Annotated in this window: 19 protein-coding genes and 1 pseudogene; 7 read left to right on the forward strand and 13 right to left on the reverse strand. The window is 43.9% G+C overall.

Annotated features, from left to right (window positions below):
• The first annotated feature begins 112 nt into the window (after positions 1 to 112).
• The 3 genes from ASG85_RS21250 (at position 113) to ASG85_RS21265 (ending at position 2009) form a co-directional block, all read left to right on the forward strand.
• Positions 113 to 475, forward strand: coding sequence for a response regulator (locus tag ASG85_RS21250; protein WP_060647684.1), 363 nt, complete (start codon positions 113 to 115; stop codon positions 473 to 475).
• Between the two features lie 378 nt (positions 476 to 853).
• Positions 854 to 1777 carry a ParA family protein gene (locus ASG85_RS21260; RefSeq protein ID WP_200961695.1) on the forward strand — a complete coding sequence of 308 codons (924 nt, stop codon included), beginning with the start codon at positions 854 to 856 and terminating at the stop codon, positions 1775 to 1777.
• Entirely contained in the window at positions 1764 to 2009 is a 246-nt protein-coding gene (locus tag ASG85_RS21265) for a hypothetical protein (protein WP_060647686.1), read from the forward strand. The genes ASG85_RS21260 and ASG85_RS21265 overlap by 14 nt, the downstream gene beginning before the upstream one ends.
• 628 nt (positions 2010 to 2637) lie before the next feature.
• Here the strand turns inward: ASG85_RS21265 and ASG85_RS21270 are convergent.
• The gene (locus ASG85_RS21270) at positions 2638 to 2976 is read right to left on the reverse strand and encodes a winged helix-turn-helix transcriptional regulator (RefSeq protein WP_057305472.1); all 339 of its coding nucleotides are present in this window, start codon (positions 2974 to 2976) and stop codon (positions 2638 to 2640) included.
• 206 nt (positions 2977 to 3182) lie between these two features.
• Here ASG85_RS21270 and ASG85_RS21275 point away from each other — a divergent pair, with 206 nt between their 5' ends.
• From ASG85_RS21275 to ASG85_RS39960, 3 genes are all read left to right on the forward strand, one after another.
• Positions 3183 to 3734 (forward strand): NAD(P)H-dependent oxidoreductase, encoded by a 552-nt coding sequence (locus tag ASG85_RS21275; RefSeq protein WP_060647687.1) that lies wholly within the window; start codon positions 3183 to 3185, stop codon positions 3732 to 3734.
• A gap of 26 nt (positions 3735 to 3760) precedes the next feature.
• Entirely contained in the window at positions 3761 to 4474 is a 714-nt protein-coding gene (locus tag ASG85_RS21280) for an SDR family oxidoreductase (RefSeq protein WP_060647688.1), read from the forward strand.
• Between the two features lie 99 nt (positions 4475 to 4573).
• Positions 4574 to 4903 (forward strand): helix-turn-helix domain-containing protein, encoded by a 330-nt coding sequence (locus ASG85_RS39960; RefSeq protein WP_162257282.1) that lies wholly within the window; start codon positions 4574 to 4576, stop codon positions 4901 to 4903.
• Here the strand turns inward: ASG85_RS39960 and ASG85_RS21285 are convergent.
• From ASG85_RS21285 to ASG85_RS21315, 7 genes are all read right to left on the reverse strand, one after another.
• Positions 4864 to 5703, reverse strand: coding sequence for a carbohydrate ABC transporter permease (locus ASG85_RS21285; RefSeq protein WP_060647689.1), 840 nt, complete (start codon positions 5701 to 5703; stop codon positions 4864 to 4866). The genes ASG85_RS39960 and ASG85_RS21285 overlap by 40 nt on opposite strands.
• 11 nt (positions 5704 to 5714) lie before the next feature.
• The gene (locus ASG85_RS21290; protein WP_060647690.1) at positions 5715 to 6611 is read right to left on the reverse strand and encodes a carbohydrate ABC transporter permease; all 897 of its coding nucleotides are present in this window, start codon (positions 6609 to 6611) and stop codon (positions 5715 to 5717) included.
• 69 nt (positions 6612 to 6680) lie between these two features.
• A complete protein-coding gene (locus tag ASG85_RS21295; protein ID WP_060647691.1) occupies positions 6681 to 8000 on the reverse strand; it encodes an ABC transporter substrate-binding protein in 1320 nt (439 codons plus the stop codon).
• The gene (gene rbsK, locus ASG85_RS21300; protein WP_060647692.1) at positions 7990 to 8943 is read right to left on the reverse strand and encodes a ribokinase; all 954 of its coding nucleotides are present in this window, start codon (positions 8941 to 8943) and stop codon (positions 7990 to 7992) included. The genes ASG85_RS21295 and rbsK overlap by 11 nt, the downstream gene beginning before the upstream one ends.
• Positions 8944 to 8969: 26 nt before the next feature.
• On the reverse strand, positions 8970 to 9443 hold the full coding sequence (locus ASG85_RS21305) for an RpiB/LacA/LacB family sugar-phosphate isomerase (protein ID WP_060647693.1): 474 nt from the start codon (positions 9441 to 9443) through the stop codon (positions 8970 to 8972).
• A 215-nt stretch (positions 9444 to 9658) separates the two neighbouring features.
• Positions 9659 to 10669, reverse strand: coding sequence for a LacI family DNA-binding transcriptional regulator (locus tag ASG85_RS21310; protein WP_060647694.1), 1011 nt, complete (start codon positions 10667 to 10669; stop codon positions 9659 to 9661).
• Positions 10670 to 10799: 130 nt separating this feature from the next.
• Positions 10800 to 11090 carry a Gfo/Idh/MocA family oxidoreductase gene (locus ASG85_RS21315; protein WP_414858769.1) on the reverse strand — a complete coding sequence of 97 codons (291 nt, stop codon included), beginning with the start codon at positions 11088 to 11090 and terminating at the stop codon, positions 10800 to 10802.
• Between ASG85_RS21315 and ASG85_RS39965 the strand changes: the two are divergent.
• Positions 11091 to 11306, forward strand: a pseudogene (locus ASG85_RS39965) (DeoR/GlpR transcriptional regulator); the annotation flags it as partial.
• Between the two features lie 138 nt (positions 11307 to 11444).
• On the opposite strand, the gene ASG85_RS21325 reads toward ASG85_RS39965, so the two are convergent.
• The 5 genes from ASG85_RS21325 to ASG85_RS21345 all read right to left on the reverse strand — a co-directional run bounded on the left by ASG85_RS21325 (position 11445) and on the right by ASG85_RS21345 (position 16365).
• Positions 11445 to 11804 (reverse strand): Rieske (2Fe-2S) protein, encoded by a 360-nt coding sequence (locus tag ASG85_RS21325; RefSeq protein ID WP_060647697.1) that lies wholly within the window; start codon positions 11802 to 11804, stop codon positions 11445 to 11447.
• Between the two features lie 15 nt (positions 11805 to 11819).
• Complete coding sequence (locus tag ASG85_RS21330) at positions 11820 to 12875, reverse strand: amidohydrolase family protein (RefSeq protein WP_060647698.1); 1056 nt, start codon at positions 12873 to 12875, stop codon at positions 11820 to 11822.
• A 57-nt stretch (positions 12876 to 12932) separates the two neighbouring features.
• Positions 12933 to 14501 carry an extracellular solute-binding protein gene (locus tag ASG85_RS21335; protein ID WP_060647699.1) on the reverse strand — a complete coding sequence of 523 codons (1569 nt, stop codon included), beginning with the start codon at positions 14499 to 14501 and terminating at the stop codon, positions 12933 to 12935.
• 66 nt (positions 14502 to 14567) lie between these two features.
• Entirely contained in the window at positions 14568 to 15428 is an 861-nt protein-coding gene (locus tag ASG85_RS21340; RefSeq protein WP_060647700.1) for a carbohydrate ABC transporter permease, read from the reverse strand.
• Between the two features lie 13 nt (positions 15429 to 15441).
• A complete protein-coding gene (locus tag ASG85_RS21345; protein WP_060647701.1) occupies positions 15442 to 16365 on the reverse strand; it encodes an ABC transporter permease in 924 nt (307 codons plus the stop codon).
• Positions 16366 to 16413 lie beyond the last annotated feature (48 nt).

Raw genomic sequence — 16413 nt, forward strand, 5'->3', positions numbered from 1 at the left:
AACTCCCCTTATTCTTCTAATAAGAGGAGTTTTCATTATGTAACGAATTATGGTAGCCATCTATTACAGTAAATAGCTAGGTAGAAAGTCCCCCTGAAAGGTGATAATTAAAATGGCCAGACTAATGGTTGTAGATGATTCTATCTTTATGCGATTGATGATTAAGAACATCCTCTTAGAATTAGGGCATGAAATTGTAGCCGAAGCATCGAATGGACTTGAGGCAATCTCTCTGTTTTTACAGCATTCACCTGACATGATTACGTTGGATATAACAATGCCCGAGATGGATGGAATTACTGCATTAAAGGAAATTAAACGTTACAACAGCGATTCAAAGATAATAATGGTATCAGCAATGGGGCAACAATCCTTTGTTATTGAAGCCATTACCCTTGGTGCAAGAGATTTTATTGTGAAGCCTTTTGATAAAGAGAGGGTAGCAGAAGCTGTAAAAAAGGTTCTGAATACGTGAATGCCCACAAAGCTCTCCACCTGAATGCCTCCCCATTCCACTTTTTGTACCTCCACATTATAATAAAATCTTAGCAATTCACATACTTAAACAGTTAGGCGGAATTTCCCATGCATTTACGATCTAAAGAAAGAGTAATCACTTATTTTAGCCTTGATTATGTATTTCGTAGTTTTGTTGAGGTCCTATATAGAATTCAAACAATTCCCTTCTATCGATTCGTTCATTTCTTTGTGATATTCCATAAACGGAGCCCGCTAATCGCATGGCTCCGTTTTTGTTGTTTCAGAATTCGTTGGAATTTGTTGTGCATGACAGCGAATTTGACGATTTGTTGCAGAATTCGTTAGAAAAAATATTTTGGCGAAATTTGACCTTATGGATACATATACAGAGAATTCATTTGAAAGAGAAATTCCTGGCGCTATGGTTGCTGAATACACTCTCAACTTGACCGTGCATGACCCCCTTTTAAATAGATCTATTGTAGAACTATATACAGGAATAAAGGTTTACAGAAATAAGGAGGAATGGGTTATGGGAGCCATTATTTCAATCGGTAATCAAAAAGGCGGTGTTGGCAAAACGACAACCACGGCCATTACGGGGTATCTTCTCTCTAAGAAGTACAAGGTTCTCTGTGTGGACTTCGATAGCCAAGGCAATTTGACACAGTTTCTTACTCAACGAGATATACACGATTACTCCAAAATGACTATTTTTGAGGCGTGTAAAAACATGAATCCCACCCCCTACATCCGCAAGTTAACCTACAACCTTCACTTCATTCCGGCTGATGAAATGCTTGCAACTCTGCCCCTGCTTATCCATCAAAATCCTTCAATGAGTTCGACCATTTTGAGAGATACACTACATAAAGTAAAGGCCAGATACGACTACATACTTATTGATTTACCTCCAAATCTCGGAGAGCACACGATTAATGGTTTAGTGGCTTCCGATTATGCAATCGTCATGCTACAATGCGAACCAATGTGTTATGACGCGCTGGACAGATACATCGCAACAATGATTCACATCAAAGAGGTTAAAAAGCTGGACCTTGTTTTATGTGGCATATTGCCAACAATGATCGATTCTAGAACAATCATTGATAAAACAATCATTGATAGGGTAAGGAGAGAATACGAGGAAGTTGTGTTTCGAGCGGAAATAAAGCGAAGAAATAGAATCAAGGAGTTTTCTATTACAGGAATACAGGAATACAGTAATTCGGATACATCGGCACTAAGGAATTATAGAAATTTTGTCGAGGAGCTGGAGCAACGTGTCCAAGCGTGATGCGATTGAGCAGTTATTAGGAAAACGGCGGAGTCTAGAAATACAGGAAACTGTAAATACAGGTATACAGAAACCTGTAAATAAGAAAAAAGCAACTTTTGATTTCGATGATCAATTCCATACTGAGCTAAAGATATTCGCAGCGAAACAGAATAAGAAGATGGTTGATGTTGTGGTAGAGGCCGTGAAAGAGTATATGCGAAGACATAAAAATAACCCACCGGTCGAGTAGGCCAGTGGGGATTCGTTCATTTTACAGTCTGCCCGATACCAGATATCGGACTGATAATCATTGACCAATTTACCCTATGATACTTGCTGTCACAAAGACAATCAGGATAAAATCTAGTTATCGCTCGATACCATCTACTTCCGTGCCCTAATAATAATTCATTCTGACTTAAATATTTTCTATTATGATATTAAATAGGGAAAAATAAGATTGGTGGAATCCTAAAAAAGGGGGCTGTTCCAAAGCTATTTTGGGATGTTATGCCTCTTTACCCTTTACTGTAATAGGCTATGAAAACCAGAATTTGCCGAGGGGGAACGTCGATGTGCTATTTGGACGAAAACCCCCAGAAATCATGAGGAAGAGGAACGTCGATGCGTTATTTCGCTGTTTTTTGCCTCCGGATCATTCATTTTGATCAAATAACACACTCACGTTCCTCTTGTTTGATTTCAAGCGCAGATTTCCTGAAATAACGGATCGACGTTCCGCTAAATAAAGTTCGGGTGACTTTCCTTTGGAGTCGAAGAAAACAAAAAAGTGAGAAGGCATAACCCTGCCTTCTCATTTTTTTGTTTTCTGTGCACCTAAGCCTAAGTGAATTTATTTACATTTGAAACAGTCTCTTTTACAAATTTAATCCAAATCTCTTCAATTCAACAAAGATACGTTCCAATCTCTTTCCTTTTTCCGTTAACGTATATTCAACACGAGGGGGAACTTCGGGAAACACTTTCCTTTCCAATACCCCGTGTTCCTCTAGTACCTTAAGACGGAGCGAGAGCGTTTTTGGACTAATGCCATCCATTGATTTCAACAAGTCGCTGAATCGCAGTGTACCTTCGATAAGAAGGTCCCGAATGATTAAAAAGGTCCATTTAGTCCCAATCACGTCAAGTGTTTTGGCAATGGGACAAGGCACGCCTGGTGTTCCTTTGCTCAGTACGATCGGTTCAATAGCATTCATATTAATATCCTCCATAAAAAAATTCTTATGATTTACCCCATCATATCACAAAAGTAACTTTTCGGAAATTATATGAAATTAATATCACTACTTCCCTAAATGAATTAACTGCATCTATAATAGCGAAGAACCAATTGTTTAATTCCTATAAAGAATTGAAATATCTTGGTTAAGCAATTGAGAACCTATGGAGGAGAAGAGTGAAGATGAAAAACATACTGATTATTAATGGTCACCAGCAATATGGTTCATCATCTGGGAAACTGAATCAAACTTTGATGGATAGCATGGTGAGATTGCTAGAAGAAAAGAACACTATCCAAACAACCATTATTCAAAACGGATATTCAATTGAAGCAGAACAACAAAAATTTCTCTGGGCTGATATTATCATTTACCAAACACCCATCTACTGGTTCAGTGTTCCTGGGTTATTTAAAACATATATGGACGAAGTTTATGCTTACGGATTATTTTTCAAAGGTGCCGATCAATACGGGAGTGGCGGATTATTAACCGGCAAAAAATATATGTTTTCAACTACTTGGAATGCTCCTAAACAAGCATTTAACGATCCAACTCAGTTTTTTAAAGGGAATAACTTAGAAGAAGCAGTAAGTCACTTGCATCGCGTACAGGAATTTCTCGGAATGCAGCCTCTAAAGAGCTTCGCTTGTTATGATGTCGTCAAAAATCCGAACGTTGATAAATTTGTATCCGAACTTGATGTACATCTAAAAGAGGTATTGAATTTTTAATACACACAAAATCAGGAGGAATAACCATGTTGCAAAATCAAAAAGTAGTGATAATCGGTGGAAGTTCTGGAATTGGTTTGGAAACAGCTAAACAAGTCATAGCGCTTGGAGCAGATGTGATCATTGCCAGCCGTTCCGAAGATAAATTGCAAAAAGCAAAAGTGGAGTTGGGATCTCGAGCTGCGGCTTACACGCTGGATACGACACAAGAACAACAAGTTCAATCTTTCTTTGAAACCGTCGGCCAGTTCGATCATCTTGTAGTGAGTGCAGCGGAAACATCTGGCGGGTCATTCCTCCAAACGGATACAGCCCAAGCCCGGAAGTTGTTCGAAAACAAATTCTGGGGCCAATACTATGCCGCTAAATACGGAGCACCGAAAATTTCATCGAACGGTTCAATCACCTTATTCTCGGGCGTCGTTGCCTACAAAGCCATGATTGGTTCTGCTACACTCGGCGCAGTCAATGCAGCAGTGGCAGTCCTAGGCCAAACCTTGGCGCTGGAGCTTGCTCCCATTCGAGTGAATATCATTTCACCCGGTATTATTGATACGCCTTCACGCAGTAAAATGACTGAAGAAGCGCGTAATGATTTCTATGCAACGGTTGCGAACAAACTCCCTGTGAAACGAGTGGGCACAGCGGAAGATGTCGCGCAAAGCGTACTTTACTTGATCCAAAACGGTTTCGTGACCGGAACGGTTCTTCACGTTGAGGGTGGACATATTTTGACTTAAGGATACAATGAAGCCGATGCTTTTCTTGGGAATGATAAATAAAACCCATCACCCTTCAGGATTTAGCAAACCAAATAGCGGTAACCCCGCATTATACATGTGTTTTTATTTCAACAAACGTTAGGCTCAAGGCCCTTCGAGTACATCAATCGTTTCCGTATCCAAAAAGCCAAAGAGTTCCTTCAGCGACTTCCAGATTTGGAGGTTAAATTTATTTCCGAGAAAGTCGGTTTTGAAAGTCCGAGTTATTTTATTAAACGATTTAAAAAAAGCGAGGGAATTACGCCAAACGCCTTTAGAAAAACGCACTCAATCAAGTCAAAAATAATAAACAGAAAAAAAAGTGTATCCTGCCATCATCACGGCAATATACACTTTTTGCTATTTGTCTATTTAATTCCAGACGTCGCTATCCCTTCGACAATATAACGCTGAAAGAACAAGAAGATTAAAAATACCGGAATAATGGAAACAACAGACATGGCAAACAGTGACCCGAGAGCTGCCTCACCGCCAGCATCGGTAAACATGCGAAGCGCCAGCGTTACGGTATATTTCTTCACGCCACTAAGGTAAAGTAGCTGGCTGAAGAAGTCATTCCATGTCCAAATAAATGTGAAAATCGTTGTAGTTACAATGGCTGGAGTCGTCAAAGGCAGAATAATCCGCGTATAGATGGTGATTGGACCACATCCGTCGACAGTAGCTGCTTTATCTAGCTCGCGCGGTAACGTTCGTATAAATTGAACAGTTAGGTAAATAAAGAATCCTTCTACAGCAAAAAATTTCGGCACGACGATCGGCAGAATGGTGTTGACCCATTCCAATTTATTGAAAACGATGTACTGCGGAACAATAAGCACATGCATTGGAATCATCATTGTCATTAGCATTAAGGCAAACATGATTTTTTTTCCTTTAAATTCCAACCTTGCGAATGCGTAAGCCGTCAACGAGCAAGATACGATGTTGCCAATTACAGCTAACCCGACCATGAGCAGCGAATTCAAATAAAACGTGCTGAACGTTGTTCCCGATGTCCCTTTCCACCCTTTAAAATAGTTCATGAGCGTCAAATTTTTCGGTATAAGACTGTTATCCGTCAAAATCGTTTCTGTTGGTTTAAACGAACTGACGATCATCCATAATACGGGGTACATCATGAGTACGATACCTGCGATAATAAGTGCGTGAAGCAGTAATTTATGAACCTGAACCTTCATTGCCATCCCCTCACCCCCTAATCCCCATAATGAACCCATTTTTTTGATGTCAAAAATATTAACCCTGTGAAGCAAGCAATGATAACGAGCAGCACCCAGGCCATAGCAGAAGCATAGCCCATCTGAAAGTTGCCAAAACCGTTCTGGTACAAATAAAGCGTATAAAATAGGGTAGAATTCACAGGTCCGCCTGTACCGTTGCTAATAATATAGGCGGGCGTGAAAGCTTGAAACGAACTGATAATCTGCATGATCGCGTTAAACAAAACAATCGGTGACAGAATCGGCAGGGTGACATGGAGAAATTGCTTCCACCTGCCAGCACCGTCCAGAGATGATGCTTCGTAATAATCCTGCGGGATTTGCTTGAGTCCGGCTAGGAAAATGACCATCGGTGAACCAAACTGCCAAACCTTTAACAAAATAATCGACCAGATGGCATAGTCAGGAGTCCCCACCCAGCTCGGCATATCGATTCCGATAGTTCCAAGCACTTGATTAACAATGCCATGCTCCCCAAACACCTGCTGCCATAAAATGGCGATGGCCACGCTTCCGCCAATTAACGACGGCACATAATAAACGGCACGGTAAATGCCTAACCCTCGAATCCCTTTGTTTAACATCAGCGCCAGAAAGAGAGCAAAGGCTAACTCCAGTGGAACAGCAATGAGTACGTAGCTAAACGTAACCTTCATTGCTTGCAAGTATTGAGGATCGGAGGTGAACATGGTCACATAGTTTTTTAATCCAATCCAGTTAGGACTGTTCACAAAATTATAATTTGTAAAGGAAAGGTACAATGAGCTGAGAATCGGAATGGTACTGAACAACAACAGACCAATCAGCCAGGGCGCTAGGAAGAGGTATGGGATGATCCATAACCATCGTTTGCGGTTCAATAATGTCGACATGACATGAACTCCTCTGTGTGAACAAGGGCTCGAGCTTTGCTTCTTGAGCCCTTGCCCTTAATAAATGACTTATCGGTTCAAAATTTGATTCGCCTGTGCAAAAAATTCGTCTACAGCCTGCGGAATGGTTTTTTTGCCGAATGCAATCGCTTCATTATTGGAAAGCAGCAGCTTTTGCACAGATGTACTGCCGCCAGGCATCGTTGGATATGGTTTCGTGGAAGGCAGCATTTCATTTACAAATGCGTATTCTTTTCCTTCTGGAGCGCCAAGTAACGGCTTAATCACTTCTTGCATTTTCTTTGAAGCTTGCGGACCATGCTCACCTAGAAAAATTTGAGCCGCTTCTGGATCATTGACGACGAAATCGATGAGCATAGCTGATTCCTTTGGATGTTTGGTTTTCGCCGTAATTCCGAGCGATGCTACGATCAGCGGAATCTTTTTATCGCCTTTCGGATCCATTGGATAACTTACGATGCCAAGCTCGTCTTTGGCGCTGCCCTGATAGATTTTAAGTTGATTGGAGCTTTTGCTGATCATAGCCACCTTGCCACGCGCGAGCATCGACTGTTCCTGCGTTTTATCGCCTTGTTCAGCTTGAATCGCTGGAGGCGGGGTTAAGCCGTCTTTACGCATCTTATCCCAAAAGGTGAACCAATCCGTCAGATCCTGCTTCTCGATGCCAAGGCCCTTTTCTTTGAACACTGATTTGCCTCTTTGTTGGGCGAATAGCTCTAACCCCCGATACACGCCACCTTCGTCCTCAGTCGCCCATGCATCATTACCTAATGATTTTTGCACGGTTTTCGCTGCTGCGACATAGTCGTCCCAAGACCAATTATTTTTGGGCTGTTCTAATCCCGCTTTTTTGAACATGGCTGTATTATAGAGAACACCCGTGATATTATGTCCAAGGCTAATCGCATACAGCTTGTCGTTAACTTTACCGCCGCCTACATCGATTGGATCGAAATCCTTCGTATTCAAGGCCCCTGATGAAACAATCGGGGTCAAATCAAGCATCATATTTCGAGTCACAAAATCGAATTGGAAGAAGCTGCTCGTTTGTATGACATCAGGCGCATTGCCACCCGCCGCTTGCGTTGTGAATTTCTCTGCATATTGATTCTCTGTCGTAAATTCACGAGAAACCTTGATGTTCGGGTGCTTTTGTTCGAACAGATCGAACAGTTTATTCATCTTGTCATGACGGGCTTGACCTCCCCACCATGCTACGCGAAGATCTACTTTCTCTCCTGAAGCAGGTGCAGCAGCAGTGGTCGGCGTAGTCGATGCCCCATTATTCGATTCTTTCGTACTGCAAGCGGCTACTCCCAAAACCAACATGATGGACATGATAGAATGAATAATTGTTTTATGATTCATAAACTTCTCCTCCATTGGATCGTTTATTGTGAAATTGTTCCACTTCGATTCTGCTTGGCATTGCTGGTTGAGCGCCCAACTTTGTAACAGACAGTGCTGCTGCTTTTTGAGCAAATTGTACCGCTTCTTCAAGTGAACCGCCTTCGGCGAGATAAACGCCAAGCCCTGCATTAAATGAATCGCCAGCCCCTGTGGTATCCACGACTTCCATTTTATGCGCTTTCAAATGTTGAATGGTTCCAGCTTCGGAGTAAGCAGCCCCGTCGCCACCAAGGGTCATGACGACACGTTTGACACCCTTATCGATAAGCGTTGAAATGATTTCTTCAACACTGGCATCGCCGTCCGCCCGACCGGTAAGGATAAGCTTGCCTTCCGTTTCATTCGGAGTCAGGATATCCACTTGCTTCAGAAGAGCTTCCGATAGTTGGTTCGCAGGAGCAGGATTCAGTATTACCGGAACCTGATGGCGATTCGCAATTGTAACGGCTTCTTCTACGGTCTCCATTGGAATTTCCAATTGAATCAAGAGCAGATCAGATGAGCTAATGACCGATTCCGCTTGTCGAACATGATCAGGTGTCATCCGGGCATTGGCACCCGAAGAGACTACGATGCTATTTTCTCCGGATTCATTAACCGTAATCATGGCCACTCCGCTCGATATGCCAGCTAGCGTTGTTACATATTCTGAATCTATTTTCTCATGGTTTAAATGCGCTAGCAGCTCTTGACCAAACCCATCATCACCGACACAGCCAACCATGTGCACCTTGGCGCCAAGTCGACTGGCGGCCACCGCCTGGTTGGCGCCCTTACCGCCAGGCATGGTGGAAAACTGTCCGCCAAGGATTGTCTTTCCTTCAAGAGCTATCCGAGGCGCAACGACGACCAAATCCATATTCAGACTTCCGACAACAACAATTCTCGCTGGTTGCGCCATATTAACCTCCTGTGAATTCAGCATCTTTACTCGGACACCGCTGGATTCAGCGACGCAAACTGGCGCTCCATCTCATGCAATTTTTCAACTCTCCGTCTGAACTCCTCTGCCGTGCTGAATTCCGCTTTCAAAAAGCTTTCCAGCAGTTCCACTACGATTACAGGGCCGATAATTTGCGCGCCAACACACATCACATTAACATCGTCGTGTTCCACACACTGATGTGCGGAATAAATGTCGTGGCAAACGGATGCGCGAATACCCGGAATTTTATTCGCTGCAATGCATGCACCTACACCTGTTCCGCATACCATGATTGCTCGTTCCGCTTCACCCGAGAGCACTGCTGCGCATACTGTGCGGGTAATATCAGGGAAATCGACAGGATTGCTATCATACGACCCATGATCCGTTACCTCGTGCCCCAAAGCTATTAAAGCGTTTACAACAGTCTCCTTTAATGGAAAGCCTGCATGGTCTCCTCCAACTGCTATTTTCATGTTCGTTCCTCCAAGTTGTTTTTATTTTTATTTTAAAATAGGATGCGATCACATTCAGTAAAATTTTACTTAAATGCTTAATTATGAGCACTTTTTCGGTTAATCGATTAAATAACCGCTATAAAAACTTGAAAATGATGTGATGAGTCCACTTATCGGGTTTACGACAGCTGCTCTTAAGAGCTTCTCTCTTCTGGTCGAAAACCCTATGGGTCTTATTCGCCTGTGCAGCCACAGGAGCGTCGGATAATCAATGTCGTATCCATATACATGATTTCACGCTTCACTTGCTTTTCATTTATTCGAGCCAGCATTAAGTTTGCCGCGTGTACACCTAATTGATAGGCTGGCTGCCTGACCGTCGTTATTGGCGGTTCCACAATATCCGCCCAATCGGGATCGTCATATCCGAGAACCGCGATCTGGTCGGGAATTCTAATTCCCGCTTCCTTCAAGTATTTGTACGCCCCTAGTGTCATCGAATTGTTGGAAATAAACACGGCATCCGGCTTCGAATCCTGCTCCATCAGTTCTTTCATCTTGTCGTAACCGCTCTGGATGGTGAAAAGACCTTCTTTCACAAGCGAGTCCGATAAGGCAACACCGTAATCCTCAAGCGCTCTCTTATAGCCGATTAACCTATCTTTGCCCGTACTAATAGAAGAAGGCCCTGTAATGATTGCGATTTTACCGTAACCATGCCGAATCAGATGTTCGGTGGCAGAATAAGCCCCCTGAATATTATTCGTCATAATCACATCGGAATTCATGAATTCCGGGCACCTGTTCAGGAATACAATTGGAACACCCGTTTTATCCAATGAGCGGAAATAATCACCTGTGTTACCGGCAGATGAGACAACCAAACCGTCTACCCTTTTGCCAATCATCACTTCGAGATACTTTCGCTCTTTCTCCACAGAAGAATCCGTGTTACAAAGTAGAATACTATAATTGCTTTTGGATAATTCTTCTTCTATGCCTCTTACAACAATAGAGAAAAATGGATTAGCTACATCAGAAATTAGCACGCCAATGATGCGAGATTCCTGAACGCGCAGGCTTTTGGCTACAATATTAGGCTGATAATTCAGCTCTTCAATCGCTCTATTAATCTTGTCTTTGACTTCTTCACTAACGTATTTCGTCTCATTTAGTGCATTGGATACAGTAGCCGTAGATACACCAGCTAGTTTAGCTACCTCTTTAAGTGTCGACCTCTTCAATTAGTCGTTTCACCTCCTCGTTTAATCGATTAACTGAATTATAAGGCTGGAATATCTTTCGTGTCAACATAAATGTCTGCGCTTTCTTTTAAAGCAGCAAATCTGTTCATTTTTCCTTGCTGCACCTCGTTTATTCAAATAAAACGACACTTTTTTCCTGACTGCTTTTTTTAACTAACTCAATCACCTTAATGGTATTCATTGCATCGTTTGTACAAACGGGTACTGGTTTGTTATCAACAATTGCCTGATATATACCTAGATAATAAGATTCATAAGCGCCTGCTTTGGTCTCAATTTTCCCTTTTAGCGTGCGATCACCTATACCTATCGTTAACTCCCCATAATATTCTTCTTGATCCTTGCCCCAATGCGCATCGCCCGGCACCTGACCTTGCTTTAATGCTTTGACGAGGCCTATGTAAAATTAGAAATGATAAAAAGAGCTGATCAAGTCATTGTATTAGCGGATTCGTCTAAATTCAGAAAAAGCCTTTTCCATCGGATTTGTGATCTCGGAAAGATTAATGTCCTTATTACAGATCAAGAACCGGACAGTAAAATGAAGGAAATATTAATCACTAATGAAGTTGAATTAATCGTAGTCCCTTCGGATAATTTAAATAACAGTTTGTGACTTCTCTAATTTTCATTTTTTAACAAATATTAGCATGCTTAAATGAATTCAATTCTATCATGCTGCAAAAAGAATAAAGGGGATCGAATAGGTGTTTTCAACCCATTCGATCCCTCATATTTGGCTTATTCTCGTTGTCTACTTTCTTTCCAGATCAACACCAACTTTGCCGTCTTGCACATTCACCTTATACGTTTTCACCCAAATCTTTTCGCTGAATAAAGATTTGCCGGTTCGAATATCGAATTCCCAGCCATGCCAGGGGCAGCGGATGATTTCGCCCATTTTACCGTACTCGTATTCATACACGTCCGAAGGCAGCGTAGTACCAGAAACGAGTCCTGCGCACATCGGCGCCCCCTGGTGGGGGCAATAATTGTTTAAAGCATAATATTCATCGTTTATCCGGTAAATGCCGATGCTCTTCCCCTCGATTGTGACGACGGCGTGACCGCCTTCGGAGACAGCGTCCGCATCCAGCACGTAATGTACCGTCATAAGGTCCTCCGTGAGTTAAAGGTTATATAAGCTTTTGGCATTTTCGTAAAAGATTTTACGCTTCGCCTCCGGCTTTAGTCTCCGCAGAATCATACTTGGTGAATCGAAATCCCAATGGGGATAATCACTCGAATACAAAATCATATTCTCGGCATCAATCATATTGAACAAATCGATCAAATACTGCGGATTGTCCGGTTCCTCAATGGGCTGTGTAGTTAAATAGCAATGCTCTCGAATGTACTGACTAGGCAGCTTCTTCAGCCAAGGAACGGTAGAGCGGAGCGCTTTATAGTTCTTATCCAGCCTCCACATCAGGTGCGGCAGCCAAGCAATCCCTCCCTCCGTAAGCACAACTTTCAACCGAGGGAACTTCTCAAATACGCCCTCGCATACCATGCTAACAAGATGAGCCATGAACATTTGCGACAAGCATGTGTGCCACTCGATGTAACGGGACGGATACCCAGCAGCGGTAGGTGCAGTGGAGCTGCCCCCTCCTTCCGCACCCGGATGAATCGCAATAGGTAGACCATTCCGCTCCGCAGCCTCATAGATAGGATGATACTGTCGCTGGCCGAGGGGGGCACGAGCCGCACTAGAAAGCATGACTTCGACGATATCGGGATGGCCACCGACGCGGTCGATCTCTTTCGCGGCAAGACATGGGTCCTGCGTGGCGACGGCCATGGCGCCCTTGAACGCCTTGTGTTTACCAAGCCATTCGGCGATCAAAAAATCGTTGTAAGCAGAGCAAATCACAGCCGCGTAATCAGGGTCGTGCGTCGTTGAAATATTGTACACAACCCCGGTCAACACGCAGTATTCGACATTGTAGCCCTCAAGCAGCTGCTTGATCATGAGGTCTGGGTCCGAGCCAGCTTTACCGCCGCTGGCCGGAATAGCGTCCTTCTTCATGACACCTACAGGCGAATAGTAACCGGAACCAGCATACCCGATTCCGGTCGCCGCTACGCGTGACCTCCATGGTTCTGCCAAGTACGGCAGCAAGTCAACATCATTCTGTTCATTGTGGACATCCACATCAATGACCTTGAAATCTTCGGCCATACGAACCCCTCCGTTCCGGCGTATAGATTACCTTTGCCTCCTAGCTGCACGAATTGATTACTTCTTGCCGTATGTGCGGGTATAGGCAGCATTGTACATACCTAACAGTTCGTCAGCTCCGAGCTTCTTCGCTTGATCGATAAATTCTTGATACGTCTTATCGTTGATCGGCGTCTTGCCCGCTACGAATTCAGTCAGCTTCTGCTCGAGGAATTTGTTCAGGTTGTTCAGCTTCGATTTTTCTAGCTCCAGCTCTTCCTTTGTCTTGACGATCTGCTTCGGCGCTGGAATAATGAACGATTCGTATCTCTTGTTAATGTCCTTGCTCTTGTCGCTTAAGCCACCCTCCCACACCTCGCGGGATTTGGCATTATCGAGCGTAACCATATCGTACCAAACGCCCCAATCCTTACGCAGTGTTGTGAATGGCGAAGCGCCAAAATCCTTGTTGTAGACAGGCTTGCCGTTTTCCTTCGTATACGTTTTGCCCTCGATACCAAGCGATAAGTAGTTAGATCCTTCTTCTCCCAGTAAGTAGTCAAGAAATTGAACCGCCCTGTCCTTGTCTTTCACCTTAGCCGAGATCGCGCGGCCGGTAGCGCCAACAACCGGACGTGAGAATTGGTAGTTCTTAATACCGTCTGCAGCAAATTGTGGAATCGCATCGAGTGTATACTCCGCTATACCCGCTTTACGGCCTTTGTCCATAAGCGTCTCCAAGTCAGCCTTCCAGAAAAACGTCACGAGTGATTTGCCTTTAAGAATCCGCTCTTCCCATTGTGCTTGCGTAATCATCGAGAATTCAGGATCCAGCAGCTTTTCGTTAAACAATTTATTCAAGTAAACAAGCGAGTCCTTATATCCTTTATGATAGGGAGCGAACGCGTATTTGTCGGTAGCCGGATCGACGTTATAGAAGCCGTGTATGCCGGTGAACGCTCTGCCGAATGTCGTAAATAACCCGGTATCGCCAATAATGGCATTATTGATGAGGGGATAAGTATCCGGCTGCTTTTCTTTGAGCGTTTTGAGGAACTGGTAAAACTCATCCACTGTAGTCGGCGCCTTCAGTCCGTACTTATCCATGACGTCCTTGCGTGTATACCAGACGAAGTTAAAACCTTTCCCTTCTGCGTCGCCCTCGATAACAGGAACGGTATAAATACCGCCGTCAACGCCAGTTGCGACCGCTCTAGCCTCTGGGTATTTGTCGTAAAATGCCTTTAGGTTCGGTGCTTTATCCAAGTAATCTTTTAAGTTCAAAAATACTTTATCAGGACCGTGCTGTCTTCCCTCTAACGTATCTACCTGGATGAAGTCCGTGACTGAGTTCGTCGCAATCATAATTTGCTTCTTTTCCTTCAAACCTTCTTGACTGACCACTTGAAACTCGACCTTTACGCCGGTCTTTGCTTCGATTTCCTTAAAGATGTCCCAGTCCTGGCGCACTTTTCCTTCTGGACGGTCGTAAGCTAGCCATGTGAATGTGATCGGCTTCTTGGACTCGTCCGGTTTCTTCGGTTCTCCGCCCGCAGGAGTACCATTCGGTTGGCTCGAACAGGCTGCTGCGACCAAACTGATGAGCATAACCGTAGTCAAACCTGTTGCGACATTTCTTTTTTTCATATGAAACCCTCCCTATCGTGGTAAAAAAGTATCCCTCTATAGCGTTAGATTCCGGGGAATCTAGAACTATCCTTTGATGCCGCCGATCATAGTTCCCTGCACGAAGTATTTCTGGATGAACGGATAAACGCATAGGATCGGGAGCGTAGCGATCATGATGATGGCGTACTTCATCGTTTGGAGCAGGCTCAGATCGCCTTCAGCCTGAATCGTAGTACCGGCCACAAGAATGTTCCGGAGCATAATTTGCAGCGGGTACATCGAACGGTCGTTCAAGTAAATGAGTGCATCGAAGAAAGCGTTCCACTGATTCACGGCTGTGAATAAGCCGATTGTCGCCAATACCGGCATGGATAGCGGAAGCACAATACGCAGCAGCACTTGTAACGAGGAGCAGCCGTCGATCGTTGCTGCATCTTCAAGCTCCTCCGGTAATGCCTCAAAGAACGTACGCATGATGAACAAGTACCACGTGCTGATCAGGGAAGGCAGGACGATTGCCCATATCGAGTTCAACATCCCCAGCTTCTGCACAACGAGAAACGTTGGAATCATACCGCCGCTAAACAGCAGCGTAAAAGCGGCCATCATCAAAATGATTCTGCGGCCGGGCAGCCATTTCTTCGCTAGCGGATACGCCATAGCCGACGTTACGAGCAAGGTTAGTATCACATGAACGATCGTATAACGGATCGTATTCCAGTAACTGATCCATAGATCCGGATTGCTCACCAACTGCTTATAAGCAATAAGCGTTACCCCTTTAGGAAAGATGAGCATATCCCCGCTCGATACGAAGGCGTTATCACTGATCGAAGCGCTGAATACATAAACCAGCGGGTATACCATAACGATCATCAGAAGGATCATGATCACATAGTTGAAGGTATCAAATACCCTTGAAGCCATCGATTGTTTAATTTTCAAAAGGGCTCCTCCTTTACCACAAGCTCGTTTCTGAATGTTTTCTAGCGATCCGGTTAGCGGCGATGACGAGGATAAGGCCGATCACCGACTGAAATAATCCGACGGCTGTGGCGAAGCTGAAATCCGCATCCAAGATACCGCGCCTATACACGAATGTGTTGATGACATCCGATGTTTCATAGTTCATGGAATTGTAAAGCAGCAATATTTTTTGGAATCCGGTCTCCATAAAATGGCCAAGCGTAAGAACGAACAAGATGATCATGACGGGCACCATGCCAACGAACGTAATATGGCGCATCTGTTGGTAACGGTTCGCCCCATCCATTTTAGCGGCTTCATAAAGAGTCGGATCGATGCCGGCAATTGCAGCCAGATACAGAATCGTTCCCCAGCCGATTTTTTGCCAAACTTCGGAGCTGACGTAGATTGTCCGAAACCAATTCGGCAGCCCTAGGAATAGAATTGGCTCCATCCCGAACATTTTGACAAGAATGAAATTTATGATCCCGGTTTGCGGAGACAGAAACGTGACGAGAATGCCGGCGATGACTACCGTTGATAAGAAGTGCGGCATGTAGCTGATGCTTTGTACAATTCGTTTAAACGTTTTGTTCTTAAGCTCGTGAAACAGAATGGCCAAAATGATCGGTGCTGGAAAATGAAACAGCAAATCGTACACGTTGAGCATGACGGTATTGCGGATCAGCTTCCAGGAGTCCGGATTTACATAGAAGAATTCGATAAAATGCTTCAAGCCTACAAATTTACTGCCTAGAATGCCTTTACCGATCGAATAGTCTTGAAACGCGATGATGACGCCATACATGGGCACATATTTGAAAATGATGTAGTACAAAATTCCCGGCAGCATTAATAGATATAGCGCTCTATGTTTCTTCAATATGTACCACATAACATTTCGTTGCGGCACCATATCACCCACCCCCATTTACTCATAACAATTACAACTCTGAGTTAATGG

This window comes from Paenibacillus sp. Soil724D2 (genome assembly GCF_001427935.1).
GTDB lineage: Bacteria > Bacillota > Bacilli > Paenibacillales > NBRC-103111 > Paenibacillus_E.

Excerpts from the sequence above, each read along its gene's own strand:
- ASG85_RS21325 (WP_060647697.1), bottom strand. The coding sequence starts at position 11,804 with ATGACGGTACATTACGTGCTGGATGCGGACGCTGTCTCCGAAGGCGGT.
- ASG85_RS21275 (WP_060647687.1), top strand. The coding sequence starts at position 3,183 with ATGAAAAACATACTGATTATTAATGGTCACCAGCAATATGGTTCATCA.
- ASG85_RS21335 (WP_060647699.1), bottom strand. The coding sequence starts at position 14,501 with ATGAAAAAAAGAAATGTCGCAACAGGTTTGACTACGGTTATGCTCATC.
- ASG85_RS21280 (WP_060647688.1), top strand. The coding sequence starts at position 3,761 with ATGTTGCAAAATCAAAAAGTAGTGATAATCGGTGGAAGTTCTGGAATT.
- ASG85_RS21290 (WP_060647690.1), bottom strand. The coding sequence starts at position 6,611 with ATGTCGACATTATTGAACCGCAAACGATGGTTATGGATCATCCCATAC.
- ASG85_RS21270 (WP_057305472.1), bottom strand. The coding sequence starts at position 2,976 with ATGAATGCTATTGAACCGATCGTACTGAGCAAAGGAACACCAGGCGTG.
- ASG85_RS21250 (WP_060647684.1), top strand. The coding sequence starts at position 113 with ATGGCCAGACTAATGGTTGTAGATGATTCTATCTTTATGCGATTGATG.
- ASG85_RS21345 (WP_060647701.1), bottom strand. The coding sequence starts at position 16,365 with ATGGTGCCGCAACGAAATGTTATGTGGTACATATTGAAGAAACATAGA.
- ASG85_RS21305 (WP_060647693.1), bottom strand. The coding sequence starts at position 9,443 with ATGAAAATAGCAGTTGGAGGAGACCATGCAGGCTTTCCATTAAAGGAG.
- rbsK (WP_060647692.1), bottom strand. The coding sequence starts at position 8,943 with ATGGCGCAACCAGCGAGAATTGTTGTTGTCGGAAGTCTGAATATGGAT.
- ASG85_RS21330 (WP_060647698.1), bottom strand. The coding sequence starts at position 12,875 with ATGGCCGAAGATTTCAAGGTCATTGATGTGGATGTCCACAATGAACAG.
- ASG85_RS21285 (WP_060647689.1), bottom strand. The coding sequence starts at position 5,703 with ATGGCAATGAAGGTTCAGGTTCATAAATTACTGCTTCACGCACTTATT.
- ASG85_RS21260 (WP_200961695.1), top strand. The coding sequence starts at position 854 with ATGGATACATATACAGAGAATTCATTTGAAAGAGAAATTCCTGGCGCT.
- ASG85_RS21295 (WP_060647691.1), bottom strand. The coding sequence starts at position 8,000 with ATGAATCATAAAACAATTATTCATTCTATCATGTCCATCATGTTGGTT.